This window comes from Paenibacillus nanensis, from assembly GCF_003583765.1.
In the GTDB taxonomy this organism is placed as follows: Bacteria; Bacillota; Bacilli; order Paenibacillales; family Paenibacillaceae; genus Pristimantibacillus; species Pristimantibacillus nanensis.
Map to the genome: position 1 here is coordinate 84694 of NZ_QXQA01000014.1, position 21092 is coordinate 105785.

20 protein-coding genes are annotated in these 21092 nt (G+C 53.2%); all 20 read left to right on the plus strand.

Features of this window, described 5'->3' with window-relative positions; all coding sequences use genetic code 11:
- Positions 1-1077: 1077 nt before the first annotated feature.
- The 20 genes from D3P08_RS19835 (at position 1078) to D3P08_RS19930 (ending at position 21080) form a co-directional block, all read left to right on the plus strand.
- Positions 1078-3720, plus strand: a complete 2643-nt coding sequence (locus tag D3P08_RS19835) for a valine--tRNA ligase (protein WP_119601781.1) — start codon at positions 1078-1080, stop codon at positions 3718-3720.
- 29 nt (positions 3721-3749) lie between these two features.
- Entirely contained in the window at positions 3750-5138 is a 1389-nt protein-coding gene (locus D3P08_RS19840) for a bifunctional folylpolyglutamate synthase/dihydrofolate synthase (RefSeq protein WP_119601783.1), read from the plus strand.
- Positions 5139-5145: 7 nt separating this feature from the next.
- Complete coding sequence (gene murC, locus D3P08_RS19845) at positions 5146-6546, plus strand: UDP-N-acetylmuramate--L-alanine ligase (protein WP_119601785.1); 1401 nt, start codon at positions 5146-5148, stop codon at positions 6544-6546.
- A 141-nt stretch (positions 6547-6687) separates the two neighbouring features.
- Positions 6688-8016 carry a hypothetical protein gene (locus D3P08_RS19850; RefSeq protein WP_119601787.1) on the plus strand — a complete coding sequence of 443 codons (1329 nt, stop codon included), beginning with the start codon at positions 6688-6690 and terminating at the stop codon, positions 8014-8016.
- 58 nt (positions 8017-8074) lie between these two features.
- The gene (locus D3P08_RS19855) at positions 8075-8320 is read left to right on the plus strand and encodes a DUF4321 domain-containing protein (RefSeq protein ID WP_338068731.1); all 246 of its coding nucleotides are present in this window, start codon (positions 8075-8077) and stop codon (positions 8318-8320) included.
- A 45-nt stretch (positions 8321-8365) separates the two neighbouring features.
- The gene (locus D3P08_RS19860) at positions 8366-8998 is read left to right on the plus strand and encodes a Maf family protein (RefSeq protein WP_119601789.1); all 633 of its coding nucleotides are present in this window, start codon (positions 8366-8368) and stop codon (positions 8996-8998) included.
- A 53-nt stretch (positions 8999-9051) separates the two neighbouring features.
- Positions 9052-9741 (plus strand): RadC family protein, encoded by a 690-nt coding sequence (gene radC, locus D3P08_RS19865; protein ID WP_119601791.1) that lies wholly within the window; start codon positions 9052-9054, stop codon positions 9739-9741.
- A gap of 41 nt (positions 9742-9782) precedes the next feature.
- Positions 9783-10814: a rod shape-determining protein gene (locus tag D3P08_RS19870; protein ID WP_119601793.1), complete on the plus strand. Its 1032-nt coding sequence runs from the start codon at positions 9783-9785 to the stop codon at positions 10812-10814.
- A 58-nt stretch (positions 10815-10872) separates the two neighbouring features.
- Entirely contained in the window at positions 10873-11736 is an 864-nt protein-coding gene (gene mreC, locus D3P08_RS19875) for a rod shape-determining protein MreC (protein ID WP_162848539.1), read from the plus strand.
- Positions 11733-12257, plus strand: coding sequence for a rod shape-determining protein MreD (gene mreD, locus D3P08_RS19880; RefSeq protein ID WP_119601795.1), 525 nt, complete (start codon positions 11733-11735; stop codon positions 12255-12257). Before mreC ends, mreD begins: the two co-directional genes overlap by 4 nt.
- Positions 12258-12343: 86 nt before the next feature.
- Positions 12344-12988: a septum site-determining protein MinC gene (minC, locus tag D3P08_RS19885; protein WP_119601934.1), complete on the plus strand. Its 645-nt coding sequence runs from the start codon at positions 12344-12346 to the stop codon at positions 12986-12988.
- Between the two features lie 3 nt (positions 12989-12991).
- Positions 12992-13783: a septum site-determining protein MinD gene (gene minD / locus D3P08_RS19890; protein WP_119601797.1), complete on the plus strand. Its 792-nt coding sequence runs from the start codon at positions 12992-12994 to the stop codon at positions 13781-13783.
- Between the two features lie 7 nt (positions 13784-13790).
- Positions 13791-14930 (plus strand): FtsW/RodA/SpoVE family cell cycle protein, encoded by a 1140-nt coding sequence (locus D3P08_RS19895; RefSeq protein WP_119601799.1) that lies wholly within the window; start codon positions 13791-13793, stop codon positions 14928-14930.
- 229 nt (positions 14931-15159) lie between these two features.
- The gene (locus tag D3P08_RS19900) at positions 15160-16110 is read left to right on the plus strand and encodes a M23 family metallopeptidase (protein ID WP_119601801.1); all 951 of its coding nucleotides are present in this window, start codon (positions 15160-15162) and stop codon (positions 16108-16110) included.
- Positions 16103-16984 carry a M50 family metallopeptidase gene (locus D3P08_RS19905; RefSeq protein ID WP_240647663.1) on the plus strand — a complete coding sequence of 294 codons (882 nt, stop codon included), beginning with the start codon at positions 16103-16105 and terminating at the stop codon, positions 16982-16984. The genes D3P08_RS19900 and D3P08_RS19905 overlap by 8 nt, the downstream gene beginning before the upstream one ends.
- A gap of 41 nt (positions 16985-17025) precedes the next feature.
- Positions 17026-18273, plus strand: coding sequence for an Rne/Rng family ribonuclease (locus D3P08_RS19910; RefSeq protein WP_240647664.1), 1248 nt, complete (start codon positions 17026-17028; stop codon positions 18271-18273).
- A 928-nt stretch (positions 18274-19201) separates the two neighbouring features.
- A complete protein-coding gene (rplU, locus tag D3P08_RS19915) occupies positions 19202-19513 on the plus strand; it encodes a 50S ribosomal protein L21 (protein WP_119601803.1) in 312 nt (103 codons plus the stop codon).
- A 12-nt stretch (positions 19514-19525) separates the two neighbouring features.
- A complete protein-coding gene (locus tag D3P08_RS19920) occupies positions 19526-19861 on the plus strand; it encodes a ribosomal-processing cysteine protease Prp (RefSeq protein ID WP_119601805.1) in 336 nt (111 codons plus the stop codon).
- A gap of 45 nt (positions 19862-19906) precedes the next feature.
- Positions 19907-20218: a 50S ribosomal protein L27 gene (rpmA, locus tag D3P08_RS19925; RefSeq protein WP_119601807.1), complete on the plus strand. Its 312-nt coding sequence runs from the start codon at positions 19907-19909 to the stop codon at positions 20216-20218.
- Positions 20219-20342: 124 nt separating this feature from the next.
- The gene (locus D3P08_RS19930; RefSeq protein ID WP_119601809.1) at positions 20343-21080 is read left to right on the plus strand and encodes a Spo0B domain-containing protein; all 738 of its coding nucleotides are present in this window, start codon (positions 20343-20345) and stop codon (positions 21078-21080) included.
- The last annotated feature ends 12 nt before the right edge of the window (positions 21081-21092 follow it).

Here is a 21092-nt window from a genome sequence, read left to right on the forward strand (position 1 = left end):
CAGGTAAATGCCCACCCGGAGCTGGGTTCGAGCAAATAGTAACACCACACGCAAGTAAATGCCTGCCGGGAGCCGGATTCAAGTAAATAGTAGCGCCACACGCAAGTAAAAGTCTGTCGGAAGCCGGCTTCGAGCAAATAGTAGCGCCACACGCAAGTAAATGTCTGCCGGGAGCAGGCTTCGAGCAAATAGTAGCGCCACACGCAAGTAAATGTCTGCCGGGAGCCGGATTCAAGTAAATAGTAGCGCCACACGCAAGTAAATGCCCACCCGGAGCTGGGTTCGAGCAAATAGTAGCGCCACACGCAAGTAAATGTCTGCCCGGAGCTGGGTTCGAGCAAATAGTAACGCCACACGCAAGTAAATGCCCACCCGGAGCCGGATTCGAGCAAATAGTAGCGCCACACGCAAGTAAATGTCTGCCCGGAGCTGGGTTCGAGCAAATAGTAGCGCCACACGCAAGTAAAGCCCACCTGGAGCTGGGTTCGAGCAAATAGTAACGCCACACGCAAGTAAATGTCTGCCCGGAGCAGGCTTGGAGCAAATAGTAACGCCACACGTAAGTAAATGCCCACCCGGAGCAGGCTTCGAGCAAATAGTAACGCCACACACAAGTAAATGCCCGAGCGCAGATGGTTTTGACCATTCAAAATCAATCATTACAGGCTTCGCTTATAGTTCTAGCCTATATCCTCATAGGAGAGTTGACTCGAACGACCAACAAAGGTATGATTATACATATATCTTTGAGCAACAACGTTGAAGGGGAATTGTGCGCAGCATGCCTTCAGAGAGCGGAACCGTTACGCTGAGAGGTTCTGCAGGATGTAACTGCCTACTTGTCGCCCTGGAGTTGCCTGATTGAACCGCAGGGCGTATCCGTCCCTCGCTAGGTTAGGCCGGCAGCAGCCGTTATCTGTTTGAGTGCCGCGGGCATATGCGCCTAAGCGGAACAAAGGTGGTACCACGGAAGCAAGACCTTTCGTCCTTTATCGACAGGACGAGAGGTCTTTTTTGCATATTATTTCTTGCAAAAGTTTAAGCTTGTGCAGACGAAGATGTGGAGGAATGAACCTAATGTCAGATGACCAACAAAAAACGGCAATGCCGACGACGTACGATCCGAAGTCGGCGGAGAAGAAATGGTACGATTATTGGATGAAGGGCAATTACTTTGCAGCGGGCCAACGTCCCGATGCGGAGCCCTACACGATTGTTATTCCCCCTCCGAACGTAACGGGGATGCTGCATATCGGCCATGCGCTCGATTTTACCCTGCAGGATATCCTGATTCGGACGAAGCGGATGCAAGGCTATGACGCGCTGTGGCTTCCGGGGACAGACCATGCCGGCATCGCGACGCAGACGAAGGTCGAGCAGAAGCTCCGCGAGCAAGGCGTATCCCGCCACGATCTAGGACGAGAAGCCTTCCTTGCGAAGGTATGGGAATGGAAGGATACGTACGCGAACACCATCCGCGACCAGTGGGCGAAGATGGGCTTGTCGTTGGACTACTCTCGCGAGCGGTTCACGCTGGACGAAGGATTGTCGAAGGCCGTTCGCGAAGTGTTTGTCCGATTATATGAAAAAGGCTTGATTTACCGGGGCAAAAAAATCATTAACTGGGACCCGGCTGCCCGCACCGCTCTATCCGATATTGAGGTCGAGTACAAAGAGCTGAACGGCCATTTGTATCACCTCCAATATCCGCTGAAGGACGGCTCCGGCCATATTACGGTCGCGACGACGCGTCCGGAGACGATGCTGGGCGATACGGCGGTCGCCGTTCATCCGGAAGACGAGCGCTATAAGCATCTGATCGGTTCCATGATTGTGCTGCCGGTAACAGGCAGAGAAATCCCGATTATCGCCGACGAATATGTGGAGAAGGAATTTGGCTCGGGCGCGGTGAAGATTACGCCGGCACACGACCCGAACGACTTCGAAGTAGGCGAGCGTCACGGTCTGCCGCAAATTATCGTCATGGACGAGTCGGGCAAGATGAACGAGGAGGCCGGCCCTTACCAAGGCATGGACCGCTTCGAATGCCGCAAGCAGCTCGTGAAAGACTTGCAGGAGCAAGGCGTGTGCATTCGGATCGAGGATCATGTGCACCAGGTTGGCCACAGCGAGCGCAGCGGCGCCGTTGTCGAACCATACCTGTCCACGCAGTGGTTCGTTGCGATGAAGCCGCTGGCTGAAGCGGCGATTGCGGCCCAGAAATCGGGCAAAGGCGTACGGTTCGTGCCGGAGCGCTTCGAGAAAATCTATCTCAACTGGATCGAAAATGTCCGCGACTGGTGCATTTCGAGACAGCTATGGTGGGGACACCGGATTCCGGCTTGGTACGATGACGCAACCGGCGAGATGCATGTATCCCGCGAGGATATGAAGGGCGATCATCTTCGTCAGGATAACGATGTGCTCGATACTTGGTTCAGCTCCGCGCTGTGGCCATTCTCCACGCTCGGCTGGCCGGATCAAACCGAGGATCTGAAGCGTTATTACCCGACGAACGTACTCGTTACCGGCTACGATATCATCTATTTCTGGGTGGCTCGGATGATCTTTACCGCGCTTGAATTTACGGATGAGATGCCATTTAAGGACGTGCTGATGCACGGTCTTGTACGTGACAAGGATGGCCAGAAGATGTCGAAGTCGCTGGGCAACGGCGTCGATCCGCTTGATGTCATCGAGCAATATGGCGCGGACGCGATGCGCTTCATGATTTCGACAGGAAGCACGCCGGGTCAAGACTTGCGCTTCCGCTTCGAGAAGGTGGAGCAAGCCCGCAACTTTGCCAACAAGATATGGAATGCGTCACGGTTCGCGCTGATGAACCTGGAAGGCTTCACGGCAAGCGATATCGATATTAAGGTTAAGCTTGGCACGGCGGACCGCTGGATCCTGCACCGCTTGAACGAGACGGTGCGCGACGTTACGCGTCTGATCGACAGCTACGAATTTGGCGAAACGGGCCGTTTGCTGTACAACTTCATATGGGACGATCTGTGCGACTGGTATATCGAATTCTCGAAGCTCAGCTTGAACGGCGGAGACGAAGCGGCGAAGCGCGCGACCCAATCCGTGCTGGCGTATGTGCTCGACCGCACGCAGCGTCTCATTCATCCGTTCATGCCGTTCATCAGCGAGGAGATTTGGCAGCATCTGCCGCATGAAGGCGAGACGATTACGCTGGCTCCATGGCCGACCTATGACGCCGCTCTTGAGGCGCCGGATGCCGTGAAGGAAATGGAGCTGCTGATGGAAATGATTCGTTCGGTGCGCAATATCCGCGCTGAAGTGAACGTTCCGATGAGCAAAAAAGTCGAGCTGCTAATTAAGCCGGCCGGCGAAGCGGAAGCCGCGATTTTATCCCGCAACGAGGAGTTTATTAAGCGATTCTGCGGCACGTCGCTGCTTGAAATCGACTTGAATATGACCGCTCCCGATAAAGCGATGACGGCGATTATTACCGGAGCGGAGCTGTACTTGCCTCTGGCGGGGCTAATCGATATTTCGCAGGAAATCGCAAGGCTGGAGAAGGAGCTGAAGACGCTGATCTCCGAGGTCGAGCGCGTCGAGAAGAAGCTGGCTAACGAAGGCTTCGTCGCCAAAGCGCCAGCTAAGGTCATTGAAGAGGAACGCGCGAAGATGAACGATTACGCGGAGAAGCGGGACAAAGTGCTGGCTAGAATCGCGGAGCTGCGCGGCTAGCTTCTTAATAGGGAAGAAGGTTAATGAACATGACAGATCGAATGAAGCAACAAAGCGGGGAGAGCGCGACTCTCCCGTCCTATGAAGCGGCAGTGGAGTGGATTACCGGTTTGATTCCTTTTGGAATCAGGCCGGGACTGGATCGGATTGAACGGCTGATGGAGCGTCTCGGCAATCCGCACCGGAGGCTTAAATTTATCCATGTAGCGGGTACGAACGGCAAAGGCTCGACTTGCGCGTACTTGAGCAGCGTGCTGTTCCAAAGCGGATATGACGTGGGTACATTTACGTCGCCTTATATTACGAAGTTTACGAACCGGTTCCAATATAACGGCAAAGATATCGAAGAAGAAACGCTGCTCAAGCTGGCGAATGAGCTGAAGCCGCATGTCGAAGCGATTGCGGAGACCGAGCTCGGCAGCCCGACAATGTTTGAGGTGTCGACGGCGCTTGCGATTCTTTATTTTGCGAAGGTTACTTATCCGGATTATGTGGTATGGGAAACGGGGCTCGGCGGCAGACTGGACGTTACCAACATCGTGTACCCTGTCCTTTCGATTATTACGAATATCGGCCATGACCATATGGACCGTCTTGGCGATACGCTGGAGAAGGTTGCGGAGGAGAAGGCGGGCATCATTAAGCCAGGTATTCCAGTCGTCAGCGCCGCTACGCAGCCGGAGGTCGTGGAAGTGCTGAAGCGGGTTGCCTCCGAAAAGAAAAGCACGATTTATATGATTGGCGAGCAATTCGGAGAGACGGCGATCGAGACGAAGGAAGACGAGCAAACCTTCCGCTTCTCCGGGCTGTTCCGCGATATCGAGCCTTTGACGATCCGTCTGGCCGGAGCGCACCAGCGCACGAACGCGGCCGTGGCCGTTATGGCGATCGAAGTGCTGCGGCAGTACAGCGCTCTTGTCGTTGAAGATGAGGCGCTGCAGGCGGGCCTTGTAAAGGCCGCCTGGCCCGGCCGGATGGAGATGGTCTCGCGGGAGCCGCGAATTTTGCTCGACGGCGCGCATAACCCCGAAGGGGCGGAAATGCTGGCCGATACGCTGAAAAATACCTATCAGTTCGAGCGTCTGCATGTTGTGATGGGGATGCTCGAGAATAAGAATCATCGGGAGACGTTTAAGCATATACTACCAATAGTGGATACGCTTATCTTAACCGAGCCCGATTACCGCATGAAGATGAATGCGGAGGACTTGGCCGAGATTGTGCGGGAGATGCGTCAGGAAACACCGGAAAACAAGCCTTTTGAGCTCGTGGTGGAGAAAGATTGGAAGCAAGCTTTGCAAACATTACAACAGATAACCGGGTCCAAGGATCTTGGGGTCGTGACGGGGACGCTTTATTTGATAGCGGATGCTCGCGCCCGTTTGCTGTACAACTCGGATTCTGAAAAAGGTTGGTGAACCGTCTTTGAATACGGCAGAACACGTTCATTTCATCGGAATCGGCGGTTACGGGATGAGCGCTATCGCCCGGGTCATGCTGGAGATGGGTTATAAGGTGTCCGGCTCCGACGTCGCGCGCCAAGAGCTCACGGAGAAGCTTGCCGCGAAAGGGGCTGATATTTACATCGGCCATCAACCCGAGCATGTAAAAGGGGCCGACCTCGTCGTATACTCAACGGCGCTGACGAGCGATAACGTCGAACGAAAAGCAGCGGAGGAGCTCAATATTCCCGTGCTGCATCGCGCCCAAATGCTGGCAAGGCTTATGAACGCCGGCAAGGGCGTAGCGGTAGCGGGCGCCCACGGGAAAACGACAACATCGTCGATGATCGCTCTTGTTATGGAAGCATGCGGAACTGATCCTACCTACATTATCGGAGGCGAAATCGTCAATGTAGGTACGAACGCAAAAGCGGGGAAAGGCGAATATGTCGTTGCGGAAGCGGATGAAAGCGACGGGTCTTTCCTGCAGTATCATCCGTCCATTGCCATCGTTACGAATATCGAGCCCGATCATTTGGAAAATTACGATGGCGATTTCGAAAAGCTGAAGTCGGCTTATGTCCAATTCCTCAGACAGGTGAAGGACGGAGGCAAGGCGATCGTATGCGCCGACGACGACACGGTAAAGGAGCTTCTTCCCCGCATCTATGCCGACGACGCGGACCGCGAGGCCGCTCAGCTGGTCACTTACGGAATAAACGGGAACGCGCAGTACAATGCGGAAAATGTCGTGCTAGGAGACCGCAAAGTATCGTTCGACATGCGTCATAACGGTAACCTGCTGGGCTCGGTCGAGCTTTCCGTCCCGGGTCGTCATAATGTATACAATGCGATGGCGACCGTCATCACCTGCCTGGAAGCGGGCTTGTCATTCGACGAGATCAAAGAAGCGATCAAATCGTTCCGCGGCGCCAAAAGAAGGTTCCAGGTGCTTGGCGAGGTGAATGATATTCTCGTCATCGACGATTACGCGCATCACCCTACCGAAATCCAAGCGACGATCAGCGCTGCGAAGGCGACAGGGAAACGGATCATCGCCGTCTTCCAGCCCCAACGGTATACGCGCACGTACTTCCTGTTCGAGCAATTCAGCAGGGCTTTTCCTGAGGCGGATCAGGTTATCATTACCGATATCTATTCGCCGGCCGGCGAAAAGCAGATCGAGGGCGTAAGCTCCGAAAAGCTGGTCGAGCTAATCCGGAAGAACAGCCATGCCAAAGCGGAATATATCGCGACAAAGGAAGAAGTGCTGGATACGCTGAAGGAGCGCGTGGCCCCTGGCGATCTGGTTATCACGATGGGCGCGGGAGATATTTGGAAAGTAGCGGACGCGTTGGCTGGTGTTTTGAAAGCGGAAGCGTAATCTGTAACTTGATAAGGGAAGGAGTCGTTCCAAGTGGAGCGGCTCCTTTTTTTTCTCTCTCTCGCTTCTCTTAATTTCCGTCATAACTCTCTCTTTCGATTCATAGACTAATAGCAGATACTAGGACGAGGAGAGATGGACATGAATCCTAACAATCGAATAACGTATCGTTTTGACCGTCAAGGTAAACAAGTAGCGGATCCGGAGGACAAGCGTCCGTCCGCTGAGCATACAAGGAAACAATCCCCAGCAAGCAAGGTGATCCCCTTATATCAGCCGCTCACAACGAATGCTCTAGATGAAGCCCGCCCATGGGACAGCGCGTTTCAGGAGGATGTCGGGGCGCTCGAGAAGCTGATTCGCGAGACCGAACAGCCGGATGCCGATCCGGAAGACAGGGAGAAGGACGGTTTTTCTAGCGAGCAGGAAGAAACGCTGCATGACATGGGGGCTTCGGAACGGACGGAGCGTTACTCTTCTTATGAATGGCAGGCAGATGACGAGGATACGGATAGAAGGGGCATTTTGATAGAGGATGAGCCCCATACCGCCGGCGTGTACCGGAGACGCTCGAAGGGTCCCTCTTGGTTTAATGTCTTTCTATCGGTTGCAGGGGCGTTAGCGACGGGCGCCCTGTTCGGTTATCTCATCTTAAACTTGTTTACCGGCGATCTGATATGGCCGGGGAGCGGTACGAATAACGCCGACAGCCAAGGCGAGCAGGGAGAGACGCCGATCAGCTTGGATGATATCGTCAGTCTGCCTATGGGGAACGCAGGCGATTCGGGAGAGCAGGCGGGTACGGGTACAGCTCAAGAAGACCAAGAGGCGGTCGCCGCGGCTGCGGTCAATATCGGCGGCTCATATAACTATACTTTCTTGCAATATGGCGTTTTCAGCGGAACGAAGACGAGAGATGAAGCGATGAAGCAGCTGGCGGATAAAGGACTGCCGCGTTCCTCCACACAATCCGGTGAAAAATATCCCGTCTATGCCGGCCTTGCCGCTGACCAGACGCAAGCCGGGGCGCTTGCGCAAGCGATGCCGGGACTGCTGGTCTATAAAAAAGATATCGCGATTCAGCCGCAGAAGCTCCTATTTAACGGCAGTGAAGAGACGGCCAAACGGTTTTTTGAACAAACAAACGGGCTTGTCTCGTCATGGTCGACGCTAATCGTCGCTCAGCTGGAGCAGCCGGAATTATCTCCAATCGGCAAGGCGGCTTCTGAAGCATGGAAAGAAAAACATAAGGCATGGACGGAGACAGCGGCTGAGATGAAAAAGGGCGTAACGGACGAAAAAGGAATCTCCTATTTGACGAAGCTTACGGAGGCGATAGAGTCAGGGGCTGAATCGATGCTTGCCTATGAGAAGCGGGCGAGCAAAGAAAGCCTGTGGAAAGCGCAAACTTCTCTAATGGAGGCGGTGCTTGCACAAAAAGGATGGTTTGAGTCTATGAGCGCATTGTAATGGAGAAAGAACCTGCGTATAATAGATACAGGTGTCAAAACGTGGCGAAAGGGATTGAATGATGAAGAAAAATGGGTGGATCCTATTCTTATTTATCATACTTGGATTGGTAGGCGGAGCGCTTATTGCAAGGTGGCTCGAGCCTGTTCCGGGAATATCCTTTTTGACGAAACCGATCGAAACGACCTGGTCGCCTGCGCTTGATCTATATGTGCTGAGCCTCCAGTTTACGATGCAGCTTCAAATTAGCTTATTCAGTATCATCGGAGCTGTCGCTGCGATTTGGCTGTATCGCCGCATGTAAGTTGTGGAAAGCTATCGTTAACGTGTCCTTTAAGGAGAATCAATTATGACAAAGGAAGATAACGAATCGATAAGCCGAATCGTACTGGCTTCATCGTCACCGCGCCGGAAGGAACTGGTCGCAGCTTTAGACCTTTCCTTGCCGGTTTATATTTTGTCTACGGACTCGGACGAGACGGTCGAGTCGGGCTGGACTCCTGTGCAAACCGTAGAGACGTTAAGCTTGCGCAAGGCGCGGGCAGCCTTAGACATGCTTCGTCAGAACAAAGCGCATGAGAGTACGCCGGGCGACCTTATTATCGCGGCGGACACAATCGTTGCGTTAGACGGCGAGATTTTGGGCAAGCCGGCAAGCGACAGCGAAGCGGAGGAGATGCTCAGAAAGCTATCCGGCCGGACGCATGAGGTCTACACAGGCGTCGTATGCCTCTCTGCCCGGTCCGAGAAGACGATCGTGCAGCATCGAAGGACAAGCGTTCAGATGCGGGAGTTGAGCGACAAGCGAATTGCGCGCTACGTGGCGACCGGCGAACCTCGCGATAAGGCAGGGGCCTACGGGATTCAGGGCTTTGGCGGGGCGCTTGTCGAAGGGATTGAAGGCTGCTTTTTCAACGTCGTAGGCCTACCTCTGGCGCTGTTATCCGATATGCTTGCGCAATACGGCATTGAAACGAGTTAGAATCACAAAATTTGAGCAATCTTCTAGATAATGGTGAAAAGGCGGAATGGGACATGGTATTGCACTCAACCAGCTTGCGTAATGTCCCCCATGAAGAACGTCCAAGAGAGCGCATGATGAAATATGGGGCTGAAGCATTAAGTCACGCGGAGCTGCTGGCCATCTTACTGCGGACGGGCACAAGGAGCAAGTCCGCGGTCCAACTGGCTGGCGCCATATTGAAGGAATGCGGCTCTCTCCGCGGTCTTATGGATATGAGCATGGAGGAACTGACGTCCATTTCAGGCATAGGGCCGGCCAAAGCGCTGCAGCTTCGGGCAGGCATTGAGCTTGGAAGACGGATTACGAGGAGCAAGCTGGGTGAGACGGTCACGGTCCGGAGACCGCAGGACGCTGCCGACTATGTGATGGAAGAGCTGCGATATTTGAAGAAAGAACATTTCGTATGCCTTTTCCTCAATACCAAAAATCATATTATTGCCCGGGAAACATTATCGATGGGCACGTTGAACGCGTCGCTTGTCCATCCGCGGGAAGTGTTTCGCGCGGCCATTAAATACAGCAGCGCGTCTATCGTATGCGCGCACAATCATCCAAGCGGCGACCCGACCCCGAGTCCGGAGGACATCGCATTGACGAAAAGACTTGTGGAAGCGGGACAGCTCGTAGGGATCGAAGTGCTGGATCATATTGTTATCGGCGACGGACGGTTTATCAGTTTGAAGGAGCATGGCTATCTGTAATATAATAAAATGGATTGTCGCAATGAGAAGGGAGCAAGGTTATGTTTGGAAGTTTTTCGAAAGATTTGGGAATCGATTTGGGTACGGCGAATACCCTTGTATATGTAAAAGGCAAAGGAATTGTCGTAAGAGAGCCTTCCGTGGTTGCTCTTCGTACAGATACAAAAACGATCGAAGCGGTCGGTGAGCAAGCGAAAAAAATGATCGGCAGAACCCCTGGCAACATCCGGGCGGTCAGACCGATGAAGGACGGCGTAATCGCCGATTTCGAAACGACGGCGACGATGATCAAATATTTTATTCGTTCCGCTCAAAAGCAGCGCTCCCTGTTCCCTCGTCATCCGAATGTGATGGTATGTGTGCCTTCCGGCATTACTGCGGTTGAGCAGAGAGCGGTGGAGGATGCGGCTAAGCAGGCGGGCGCACGCGAGGCTTATACGATTGAGGAGCCGTTTGCAGCGGCAATCGGCGCGGATCTTCCGGTATGGGAGCCAACCGGCAGCATGGTTGTCGATATCGGAGGCGGCACGACGGAAGTAGCCGTAATTTCGCTTGGCGGTATTGTAACAAGCCGCTCGATCCGGGTTGCCGGCGATGAAATGGATGAAGCGATTATTCAATATATTAAGCGCTTGTACAACCTGATGATCGGGGAGAGAACCTCTGAACAGCTGAAGATGGAGATTGGCTCGGCGCTTCAGCTCGATCAGCCGGAGACCCTTGAAATTCGCGGACGCGATCTTGTCTCGGGCCTGCCTAAGACGCTGCCGATTACTTCGGACGAAATTACGGATGCATTAACCGACACGATTAACGCGATTGTGGATGCGGTGAAGGTTACGCTGGAGAAGTGTCCGCCGGAGCTGTCTGCGGATATTATGGACCGCGGTATTGTGCTTACGGGCGGAGGAGCGCTGCTGCGCAATTTGGATAAGCTGCTTCAGCGCGAGACAGGCATGCCTGTCATCGTAGCGGACAATCCGCTGGACTGCGTGGCGATCGGCACCGGCCGCTCCCTGGACCATATCCACCTGTTCAAGAGCAGAAGCTCCGCTGTCAGATCGAAGCGCTAATGCTTTGTGCAATTAATAATGGATTAGTGACGGGCGGGTGATCGGACTGTTAAATCTCATGAGAAATAAGCGCGTATTCATGCTTATGATCGGATTAATCTGTTTCATTGCGATCATCGGCTTCTCGCTAAGCGATCGCAAGAATTTGACATGGCCGGAGATGTTCCTGAAGGATACGACCGGCTTTGTGCAGCAATGGTTCTACAAGCCCGCTGGTTATATAGCGGGCTTCTTTGAGGATTTAAGAGAGCTTCGCGACGTATACGAGGAGAATGAGCAGCTCAGATTGACGGCTGCGGCTTACGCGAGAGACAAGGTGAAGTATAACTGGGTGGAGAAGGAAAACGAGCGCCTGCAAAGAGAGCTGAACTTCACCGAGCAGCAGAAGCAAATGTACGATTATAACTATCTCATCGCTCAGGTTATTTCCGTCAGCAATGACGCCAATAACCGGACCATGGTCATTAACCTCGGCTCCAAAAATGGCGTAAAGCCGGATATGGCCGTCACAACAGTGGATGGACTAATCGGCATTGTGAGCTCGGTCACGCCGTTTACGGCTGCCGTGACGCCAATTACGGAGCTGAACGAAGCATCGCCTACCTTCGGCTCAATAGCCGCTACGATCGAGGGACGCGAGACCGAGTCGTTCGGTATTCTAAGCAGTTATAACAAGGAAACGGGCAGGCTGGTCATGACGAAAATCGCCGAAACCGACAAAATGGCCATTGGCGACACCGTCATTACTTCAGGCCTGGGCAACACTTACCCGCGCGGATTGCGAGTCGGAACGGTGGAGACGAAGCAGGTCGGCGATTTCGGACTCACGTATACGGCGACGGTCAAGCTGTTCGCAAGCTTTGATCATTTGACAGAAGTGTTTGTCGTTCAGCCTCCTGAGACGGAGGAGCAGGCGCAATGAGCATGAACAGAATCGTTGCATGGATGCTGCTTCTGTTTATGATGGAAGGCGGGCTTGTCCCGTGGCTGATTCCCGAAGGTTTCGGGGATCGTATTATTCCGCACTTTATATTCGTTATCGTGATGTATTCCGCGCTTTACGGCAATCGTCATCAAGCTTTGATGCTTGGAGCGGGCTTCGGTCTGCTTCAAGACATCGTGTATTACGGCCATCTGATTGGCGCGCATGCCTTTATTATGGGGCTCATCGGCTATTTCGCGGGCGTGCTGCTTGAACGCAAGCGGCCGACTGTCATGATGGCATTGACGATGATTGGGTTCGGGTGCATCCTGTACGACACGACTTTATTTTATCTCTACAAAGTGTTCCGGATTACCGATGCCGCTTATGCTTGGGCTTTGCTCAACCATATTTTGCCTAGCTTGTTTCTTCAGCTTGCGTTCGCGCTTGCTGTCTACATTCCGGCCCGCCGGATATTTGAATCGCGAAGCAAGACGGCGCCTGAAGGGGAAGAGGAATAAATCGGTCGGCCTAGGCAGGAATTCGCAGCGGCTAGCAAGAATTCAATAGGTTGGGAGGGACGGTCGTGACCGAGAAGCAACATATTATGATAAAAGGCGTCAAGGAAGGTCTTCTGTTCCTTCTCGACGATCAATGCGAATTTGAAGTTTTGCTGGCCGAACTGCAATATAAGCTGGAGAAGACGCACCAGCAGCTGCTGACGGGGCCGCTTGTCCATATTCATGTAAAGCTTGGCTCTAGGGCTGCGACTGATGAACAGAAGGAGCAGCTGGCCGCCATTATCCGTTCGCAAGGCAATTTGATGATTGCATCGATGGAGTCCGCGCCGCCAAGCGTTGATTCGGACCAAAAGAGCGTGAACAACCTGCAAGTTGTTACCTCCATAATCCGTTCGGGCCAAACGCTTGAGCATGACGGCGATCTGCTGCTGATTGGGGATGTCAATCCCGGAGGCACATTGTTATGCTCGGGGGATATTTATGTTCTGGGCGCGCTTAGGGGGATGGCCCACGCCGGAGTGGCTGGGCGGCAGGATGTTGTCATAGCCGCGTCGCTTATGCGTCCGACTCAGCTCCGAATCGCGGACGTCGTCAGCAGACCGCCGGAAGAATGGATGCTCGGCGATGCTGCAATGGAATTCGCATATTTGGAAGATGGCCAAATGCAAATCGACAAGCTGTCGCAATTATTCCGAATCAGGCATAATCCTATCATGTTTAAAGGGGTGTAGAGCATGGGAGAAGCGATCGTTGTAACATCAGGCAAAGGCGGGGTTGGCAAAACAACGACCTCGGCCAATATCGGCACGGCGCTTGCGCTACTCGGCAAAAAAGTCTGTTTGGTCGATACCGACATTGGACTCCGTAACCTTGACGTCGTTATGGGTCTGGAGAATCGGATTATATACGATTTGGTTGATGTGGCTGAAGGGCGCTGCCGTCTAGGTCAAGCGCTCGTGAAGGATAAACGGTTCGACGAGCTGTATATGCTGCCCGCGGCGCAGACGAAAGACAAAGACGCCGTGAAGCCGGAACAAGTGCGCAACATGATTGTGGAGCTGAAGCAGGATCACGACTATGTCATTATCGACTGCCCGGCGGGCATCGAGCACGGCTTCCGCAACGCAATTGCGGGGGCGGATCGAGCGATTGTCGTAACGACGCCGGAGAATGCGGCGGTTCGCGACGCGGACCGGGTCATCGGCCTGCTGGAAGGCGAGAAGATTCCTTCCAAGCTCGTTATTAACCGGATTCGCCAATCGATGGTGAAAAGCGGCGAGATGCTGGATATCGACGAGATCTGCCAGGTTCTTGCCGTTGATCTGCTCGGCATCGTGCCTGATGATGAGAAGGTCATCTCTGCGGCGAACAGCGGCGAACCTACGGTTATGAACCCGGCTTCCCGCGCGGCGATTGCTTATCGCAACATAGCGCGGCGCATTCTGGGCGATATGGTTCCGCTAATGCTGCTCGATGAGAAAGCGGGCGCTTTTAAGCGGTTCCGCAAGTTTTTGGGAATAGGATGATTGCCTTGTGCTTAACAAATTAAAAAAGCTGGACTGGGGCATTCTGCTTATTCTGATATGTCTGATGGCGGTCAGCGCCGTTGCGGTTTATAGCGCGACATCCAATACCTCGGTATTTTATACAAGACAGCTGATGTACTATGGGATTGGATTTGCCATTGCGATATTGGCCGTGCTGTTCGATTATCGGATCGTGTTGAAAAGCTGGTATGTGCTGTACGGCATTGGCATTGCGTTATTGATACTTGTTTATTTTGCAGGCGCGGAAATCAATGGAGCAAAAGGCTGGTTCCAATTCGGCAGCTTGTCTTTCCAGCCTGCCGAGTTCATGAAGATTATTCTAATCATAGGCATTGCGTTTTTGCTGGGCAGGCGCCAAGGAGACCGTTTGAACTTCTCCACGGATATATTGACCATAGGCGCTTTCTCATTCCTTCCGTTCCTGCTCGTAATGATTCAGCCCGATCTCGGCAATGCGATCATTTATATCGTGATCGTCATCGGGATGCTGTGGATCGGCAACGTCAAATATACGCATGTTGCGATTGGTCTTGCCATAGCCGTTGGCTTTATTATGCTGTTCATGTTTCTGTTCAGTACGTTTAATACGGAAATCAAGGATTATTTAGTAGAGCATGAGAAAAAACACTGGTATGAGCGGATTAACACGTTCGTAAATCCGGAAGAGGCGGATCCGGACGCGAAACGCCAGTCCGAGAATGCGCAAATCGCCGTCGGTTCAGGCGGTTTAAGCGGCGACGGTTTCCTTAAAGGAGATATGAAGAACGGCGGGTTTGTTCCATATACGTATTCGGACTCCATCTTCGTCGTTATCGGGGAAGAATTCGGCTTTCAAGGCTCCGCGATTTTGCTTCTCCTTTATTTCCTGCTGATCTATCGGATGATTATAATCGCTTTCAAGTGTTACGACAGGCGGGCGGCATTCATCGTAATCGGGATCGTGTCAATGTTTGTGTTCCAAGTGTTCCAGAACATCGGCATGATGATCGGGCTAATGCCGATAACCGGCATTACGCTTCCTTTCGTCAGCTACGGCGGCACTTCACTCGTGCTGAACATGGCCTCCATTGGGCTAGTTTTCAGTATCAAGGCGCATCAGGAAGTGTATGAGCTAGCCGATAATTAGAAACGTAGATAAGCATTCCCCAGCTTCGGCTTGCAGAGGGAATGCTTTTTTTGTTTCAGTGCGGGAAGAACGAGTTGGCGTTACCCGTTCCGCTCCACCGCGCGCTGGAAGCTTTAAAGTGACATATTGGCAGACAAAAGGGTACTTGGACATACTCTTCCCCTTGTCCACATAACTTGGTAATAGGAGAAATGGCTCCAACGGAGTTTAAGGGCGGGGAGGAAAGCGTATGGGATTACGCAACGATGTAAAGCAGCGCAGACAGGAAAAAATAAAAAGCTTGATTCATCAATATCAGGAATCTGCTCATGAACATAACGCGATAAACAGGGGGATTCCGAGCGAGCCCGTGAAGCCCGAGCCAAGGGCTGCTCAAACGAAGGAAAGCAAGCCTGCGCCGGCGAGCCTTTCGCCAGCCCCTGCGAATCATCCGCTTGATCCGGAGCTGGCTTGGAAGAGGAATCCAAATCCATGGTCGGGCTGGGAAGACCGCGACCGCGAACAGCCTCCGGGATCGCGAAGCTTTGTCAAGTCGCAGCATACCGATGACTTCCAGCCACCGGACAAGAGCTGGGGCAGGTTCCGCAAGGAGCTGACTTGGAAAGTGATTGTATCGGCTTTGATGTTCGGGGCCGTCTGGGCCGTGTTTGAAGTAGAGCATCCCTTGACGCAGAAGGGGCAAGCGTTCGTCAAGGAAGCGATGACCGAGGAAATTAATTTTGAAGCGGTGGCGCTTTGGTACAATAATGTGTTTGCCGGTGCCCCGTCTTTTATTCCGTTATTTGACGGCGGAGGAAGCGCGGAGCTGGTGGACGGGAAGCCGATTACGCCGGTTGTCGCTCCGCTTGAGGACGCGGCGGTCGTTCGAACGTTCGCGGAATTGCTGAACGGTATCGAGCTTGCCGGCGCTTCGGAAGCGGAAGTCATGGCGGCTGAGACGGGAAGAGTAATACAAGTGACGGAGCGGGGGGACAGCGTCCTGATTCAGCATGCCAATAACCGGATTACGATTTACGGCAAGCTAGAGAGCGCGTCTGTTGCGGTGAACGATTGGGTCGAAGCGGGACAGCCGATTGGCAAGCTGCCGGCTTCGCAGGATGGTGACCAGAGCTTCCTTTATTTTGCCGTCAAACAAAACGATCGCTATATGGATCCGCTGGACGTGATCCCGCTTGATTAGATGGCGGGGTATTCGCTGGTCCATACATCCACTGTTCGTCATCATTATGCTGGCTTCGGCGATGACCGGTTATTTTGCCGAGCTGCTTACGCTATTTATTATCGTTCTTGTGCACGAGCTCGGTCATGTCTTCGCGGCCAGAAGCTTTGGCTGGACGATACGGGAGGTTAAGCTGCTGCCATTTGGCGGCGTCGCGGAGGTTGAGGAGGCAGGGGGGATATCCGCCAAGGAAGATGCGCTTGTGGCGATAGCGGGTCCGCTGCAAAACGTATGGATGGGGCTGCTGGCATGGGGGCTTGGCGCATGGGGGGTATGGGACGCCGCATGGAGCGACTATATCGCGCAGGCCAACCTTATGATCGCTCTGTTTAATTTGCTGCCTATCTATCCGCTCGATGGCGGCAAGCTGATGCAGGCACTGCTCAGCTATTTCCTCAACTACTATAAAATGCTTCAATTGACGGCGCGTATCAGCCTATTGTTCAGCGCGTTAATGATTATAGGCGCTTTTCTGCCGATGCTGCTGGATGGAAAAGGGATTCAGATCAATTTGGTCATTGTAGGCACTTTTCTTTTTATGTCGAACTGGACCTACCACCGTAATATTCCATTTTTGTTTTACCGGTTTTTGACGTATAGGGAGAGAGCTTCGGAAGAGGAGCTTGGCTTAGGCAAGTCGGTAAGCCCGCTCATTGTGAACGGCAAACAATCCTTATTGTCCGTGGCCAAGCTGTTCAACCGGGAGCGTTATCACCTTGTATACGTTATCGATTCGCTCGGGGCGGGGCTGCAGGTTATTCCGGAGAAACGGATCGTGGAGGGCTGCTTATCCGGACTGAACCCTAACCGTGCAGTTCGGGAGCTTTTCGGGTAAAATAAAAAGAAAAACACGCGAGCGAAAGGAACAGTACTTAGATGAAGCAGATGCTGATGCATGTAAATGGTGACGCTTTGCAGACAGCCGTGCTGCAGGACGGCAAGCTTGTGGAGTTTTTTATGGAGCGGACCGGGGGCGCCAGTCTCGTCGGTAATGTGTATAAGGGCAAAATTGTAAATGTGCTGCCTGGCATGGAAGCCGCTTTTGTCGATATTGGACTTGGGAAAAACGCTTTTTTGTACATAGACGAAATGCTGCACCCGAATGCGGATAAGCAGCCGAAGCATAAACCGTCGGTAACCGAGCTTGCAAGGCCGGGCCAGGAGCTTGTTGTACAAGTCGTCAAGGATCCGCTGAGAGGCAAAGGCGCGCGCGTAACCACGCATTTCAATCTCGCGGGCAGATGGCTTGTGTATATGCCGCAAGCGGATTATGTCGGCGTCTCCAAACGAATCAGCAACGAAGCGGAGCGGGAACGGCTAAGGACGCTGGGAGACCGGCTTCGTAGGAACCACGAAGGAATCATCATGCGAACGGCCGCGGAGGGCGAAGACGAGGCCGCTCTTGAATCGGATGTCATTCGGCTTCGGGATCTGTGGCAATCGGTGGAGGAACGCGCCGCGGAGCTCCAGGCTCCCGCCCTGCTTCACAGCGAGGCCGGCTTGCTCCAGCGGGTGATTCGCGATACGCTAACGCCTGATGTCGATGAGATATGGATCGATAATCCATCGGTTTTCCCGGAAGCGGCCAAGCTTTTGAAGCGAATGGCGCCGGCTCTAGAGGATCGTCTCCGCTTATATAAACATAGCGGGAACCAGGGGCTTTTTCAGGAGTTCCGGGTGACGAGCCAGGCCCAAGAGGCGTTCTCCAGGCGGATTCCGATGGAGAATGGCGGCTATCTCATTTGGGAGGAAACCGAAGCGCTTACCGTAATCGATGTGAATACAGGGAAGTATACAGGAACGGATAACTTGGAGGATACCGTGTTTCGGACAAATCTGGAGGCGGCGGAGCTCATTGCGAGGCTGCTGCGCGTACGGGACGTCGGGGGCATCGTCATTATAGATTATATCGATATGCAGCAGGAAGACAGCCGCGCCAAAATACTTGCGAGGATGGTCGAGGAAGCAAGACGGGACAGCACCAAGTGCACGATCGTCGGCTGGACAAAGCTCGGCCTAATGGAGCTGACCCGCAAGAAGGCGCGGGAAAGCGGCAGCTTGGAATCGAATGAAGTGTGCAAAACATGCGGCAGAAGTCTACAGGAGCATAGCCATCGCGGGTAGCCGGCATGATGGGGAAAGGCAGCTTATGGAGTAACAGGAGACACTCCGCATATGCAAGATGCTCAGAGCGGAAGAACGAGTGACTGCGGAACATTTAAGCAAGTCAGACGAGCTAGAATGCTCGGGGAGCGGCAATGGGGACGAATAGTTACGCCACACGAGCTTAAAAGCTCGGGGGGGGGGCGGCTGTGGAGCAAATAATAGCGTCACACGAGCTTAAAAGCTCGGGGGGTGCGGCTCTGGAGTAAATAATAGCGTCACGCGAGCTTGAAAGCTCGGGGGGTGCGGCTGTGGAGCAAATAATAGCGTCACGCGAGCTTAAAAGCTCGGTGGGTGCGGCTGTGGAGTAAATAATAGCGCAACGCGAGCTTAAAAGCTCGGGGGGTACGGCTCTGGAGTAAATAATAGCGCCACGCGAGCTTAAAAGCTCAGAGGTGCGGCTGTGGAGCAAATAATAGCGTCACACGAGCTTAAAAGCTCGGGGGCTGCGGCTCTGGAGCAAATAACAGCGCCACGCGAGCTTAAAAGCTCAGAGGTGCGGCTCTGGAGCAAATAATAGCGCCACGCGAGCTTAAAAGCTCGGTGGGTACGGCTGTGGAGTAAATAATAGCATCACACGAGCTTAAAAGCACGGGGGCTGCGGCTCTGGAGCAAATAACAGCGCCACACGAGCTTAAAAGCTCGGGGGCTGCGGCTGTGGAGCAATTACGCATGGCAGCCAGGCAAGTTCTTGCATGAGCGATATTATTTCTACAAAAAGCTTGAACTAGGCGTTTCAATATGATAAACTGTTCGGGTGTATGTTCCGTATCTCTGCAGATGCGAATATGCAGGTACCGCTCCGATCGGGTTACTTAAAAGCGCGGCTGGCAATCGCCGGCAGCCACCTACATAGGGCGAGTCTTCGAAAACAAGGAGGTGCACCACAATGTTCGCAATTATCGAAACTGGCGGCAAGCAATACAAAGTTCAGGAGGGCGATGTCATCTACATCGAGAAACTGAACGGCAGCGAGGGCGAAAGCGTAACGTTTGATCGCGTTCTGGCCGTTTCCGGCAAGGACGGTCTTGTAACGGGAGCTCCGGTTGTATCCGGCGCAACTGTAACTGGCAAAGTCGAGAAACACGGCAAAGGCCAAAAGATCATCGTTTACAAATACAAAGCTAAAAAGAACTATCGCCGCAAGCAAGGCCATCGTCAACCTTACACGAAAGTAACGATCGAGAAAATCCAAGCGTAAGAGGTTTTTTCTATGATCACCATTACCTTCGTCAGGAAGACGGAAGACAGGCGCATCGTATCATTTGCTGTCGAGGGACATGCCAAATATGCGAAACCCGGCAAAGACATTGTCTGCGCCGGCGTGTCGGCGGTATCGGTCGGCACGGTTAATGCGATTGAAACATTAGCGGGAGTCGAGCTTCCCGCCCAGATGAAGAACGGCTGGCTGTCATCGGATATTCCGGTTCTGATGGACGCGAAAGCGGACGAAAGAATGCAGCTGCTGCTCGAATCGATGGCGGTTATGCTTGGGACGATCGCTGCATCATACGGTAAACACGTTGTAATAGAAGAGCGGCTTGTGTAAGCTGCTCCTCCTGCAAGGCACAAATTCAGAAGGAGGGAATACACCATGTTGAAACTGAATCTTCAGCTATTCGCTTCGAAGAAGGGCGTAGGTTCCACAAAGAACGGACGCGACTCCCAGGCGAAACGTCTTGGCGCTAAGCGCGCTGACGGCCAAGTGGTAACAGGCGGAAGCATCTTGTACCGTCAACGCGGAACGAAGATCCACCCTGGTACGAACGTAGGCATCGGCAAAGACGACACGCTGTACGCGAAAATTGACGGCGTCGTGAAGTTCGAGCGTTACGGACGCGACCGCAAGAAAGTGAGCGTATACCCTGTTGCTCAGGCTCCTGTAGCCGCTGCAGTTGAAGCTTAAGTAAAGTACTCGCCCCGGCCGGCATAGCTAGGCCGGGGTATTTTTGTTTTTAGCAGATGACCCGAGAAGTGCAGCATGATATACTGGATAAGCTAGGAAATCAGGCAAAGGCAGGTTCTTAGGTATGGGACGCTTTACGACGGCCAAGCATTATGCGGCGGCCTCCATCTTGCTGCCGGGAGTCGCGGCGTTGATCTGGCCCGGCATGGTTTGGCTTATCGCTCTATTTCTTGTATGGTGTGCCGCGGCGGCGGCTTTTTGGATTCGGGAAGAGAGGAAAGAGCATCGGGAACGGCTGACTCGGACGATTGGGGCCATGCAGCACGCCAGCGTGCGTACGCTGAACCATCATCGGCATGACTGGATGAACGATTTGCAGGTGCTATTCGGGTACATTCGATTGGGCAAGCTGGATAAGACCATTCAATATGTGGAGAGAATAAGAGAGAGAATGGCGGCGGAGAGCGCGGTTTCCAAACTAGGCGTGCCATCCTTGATCAGCTTTATTCAATCCTTCCGGACGATTACTAATACGATGTCGTTAGAGGTGGAGATCGAGGGGGACCTGCATTTGAATGAATTGTCTCTGGACGGTGAAGCCGTTGCGGAGGCGCTTATACATACAATTAACGCGTACCGGTTTGCCGTAAAGCCGGACAATGCAGGATTAGCTGTGCTGCGGGTACGCTTAAGCGCGGATGAGGAAGCGCTATACGCGGCATTTTATTATGAGGGCGAATTCATTAACGAGCAGCAATGGAGTCAAAAAATGAATCAGCAGCTGGAAAGCGCGCCGCTTAGGCCCGTCGGCGATAAGCCAAGCTTCTCCAAATTGCTGCTGAAGGCGGAAATGCGCGCTTGAACGGAGGCAAGA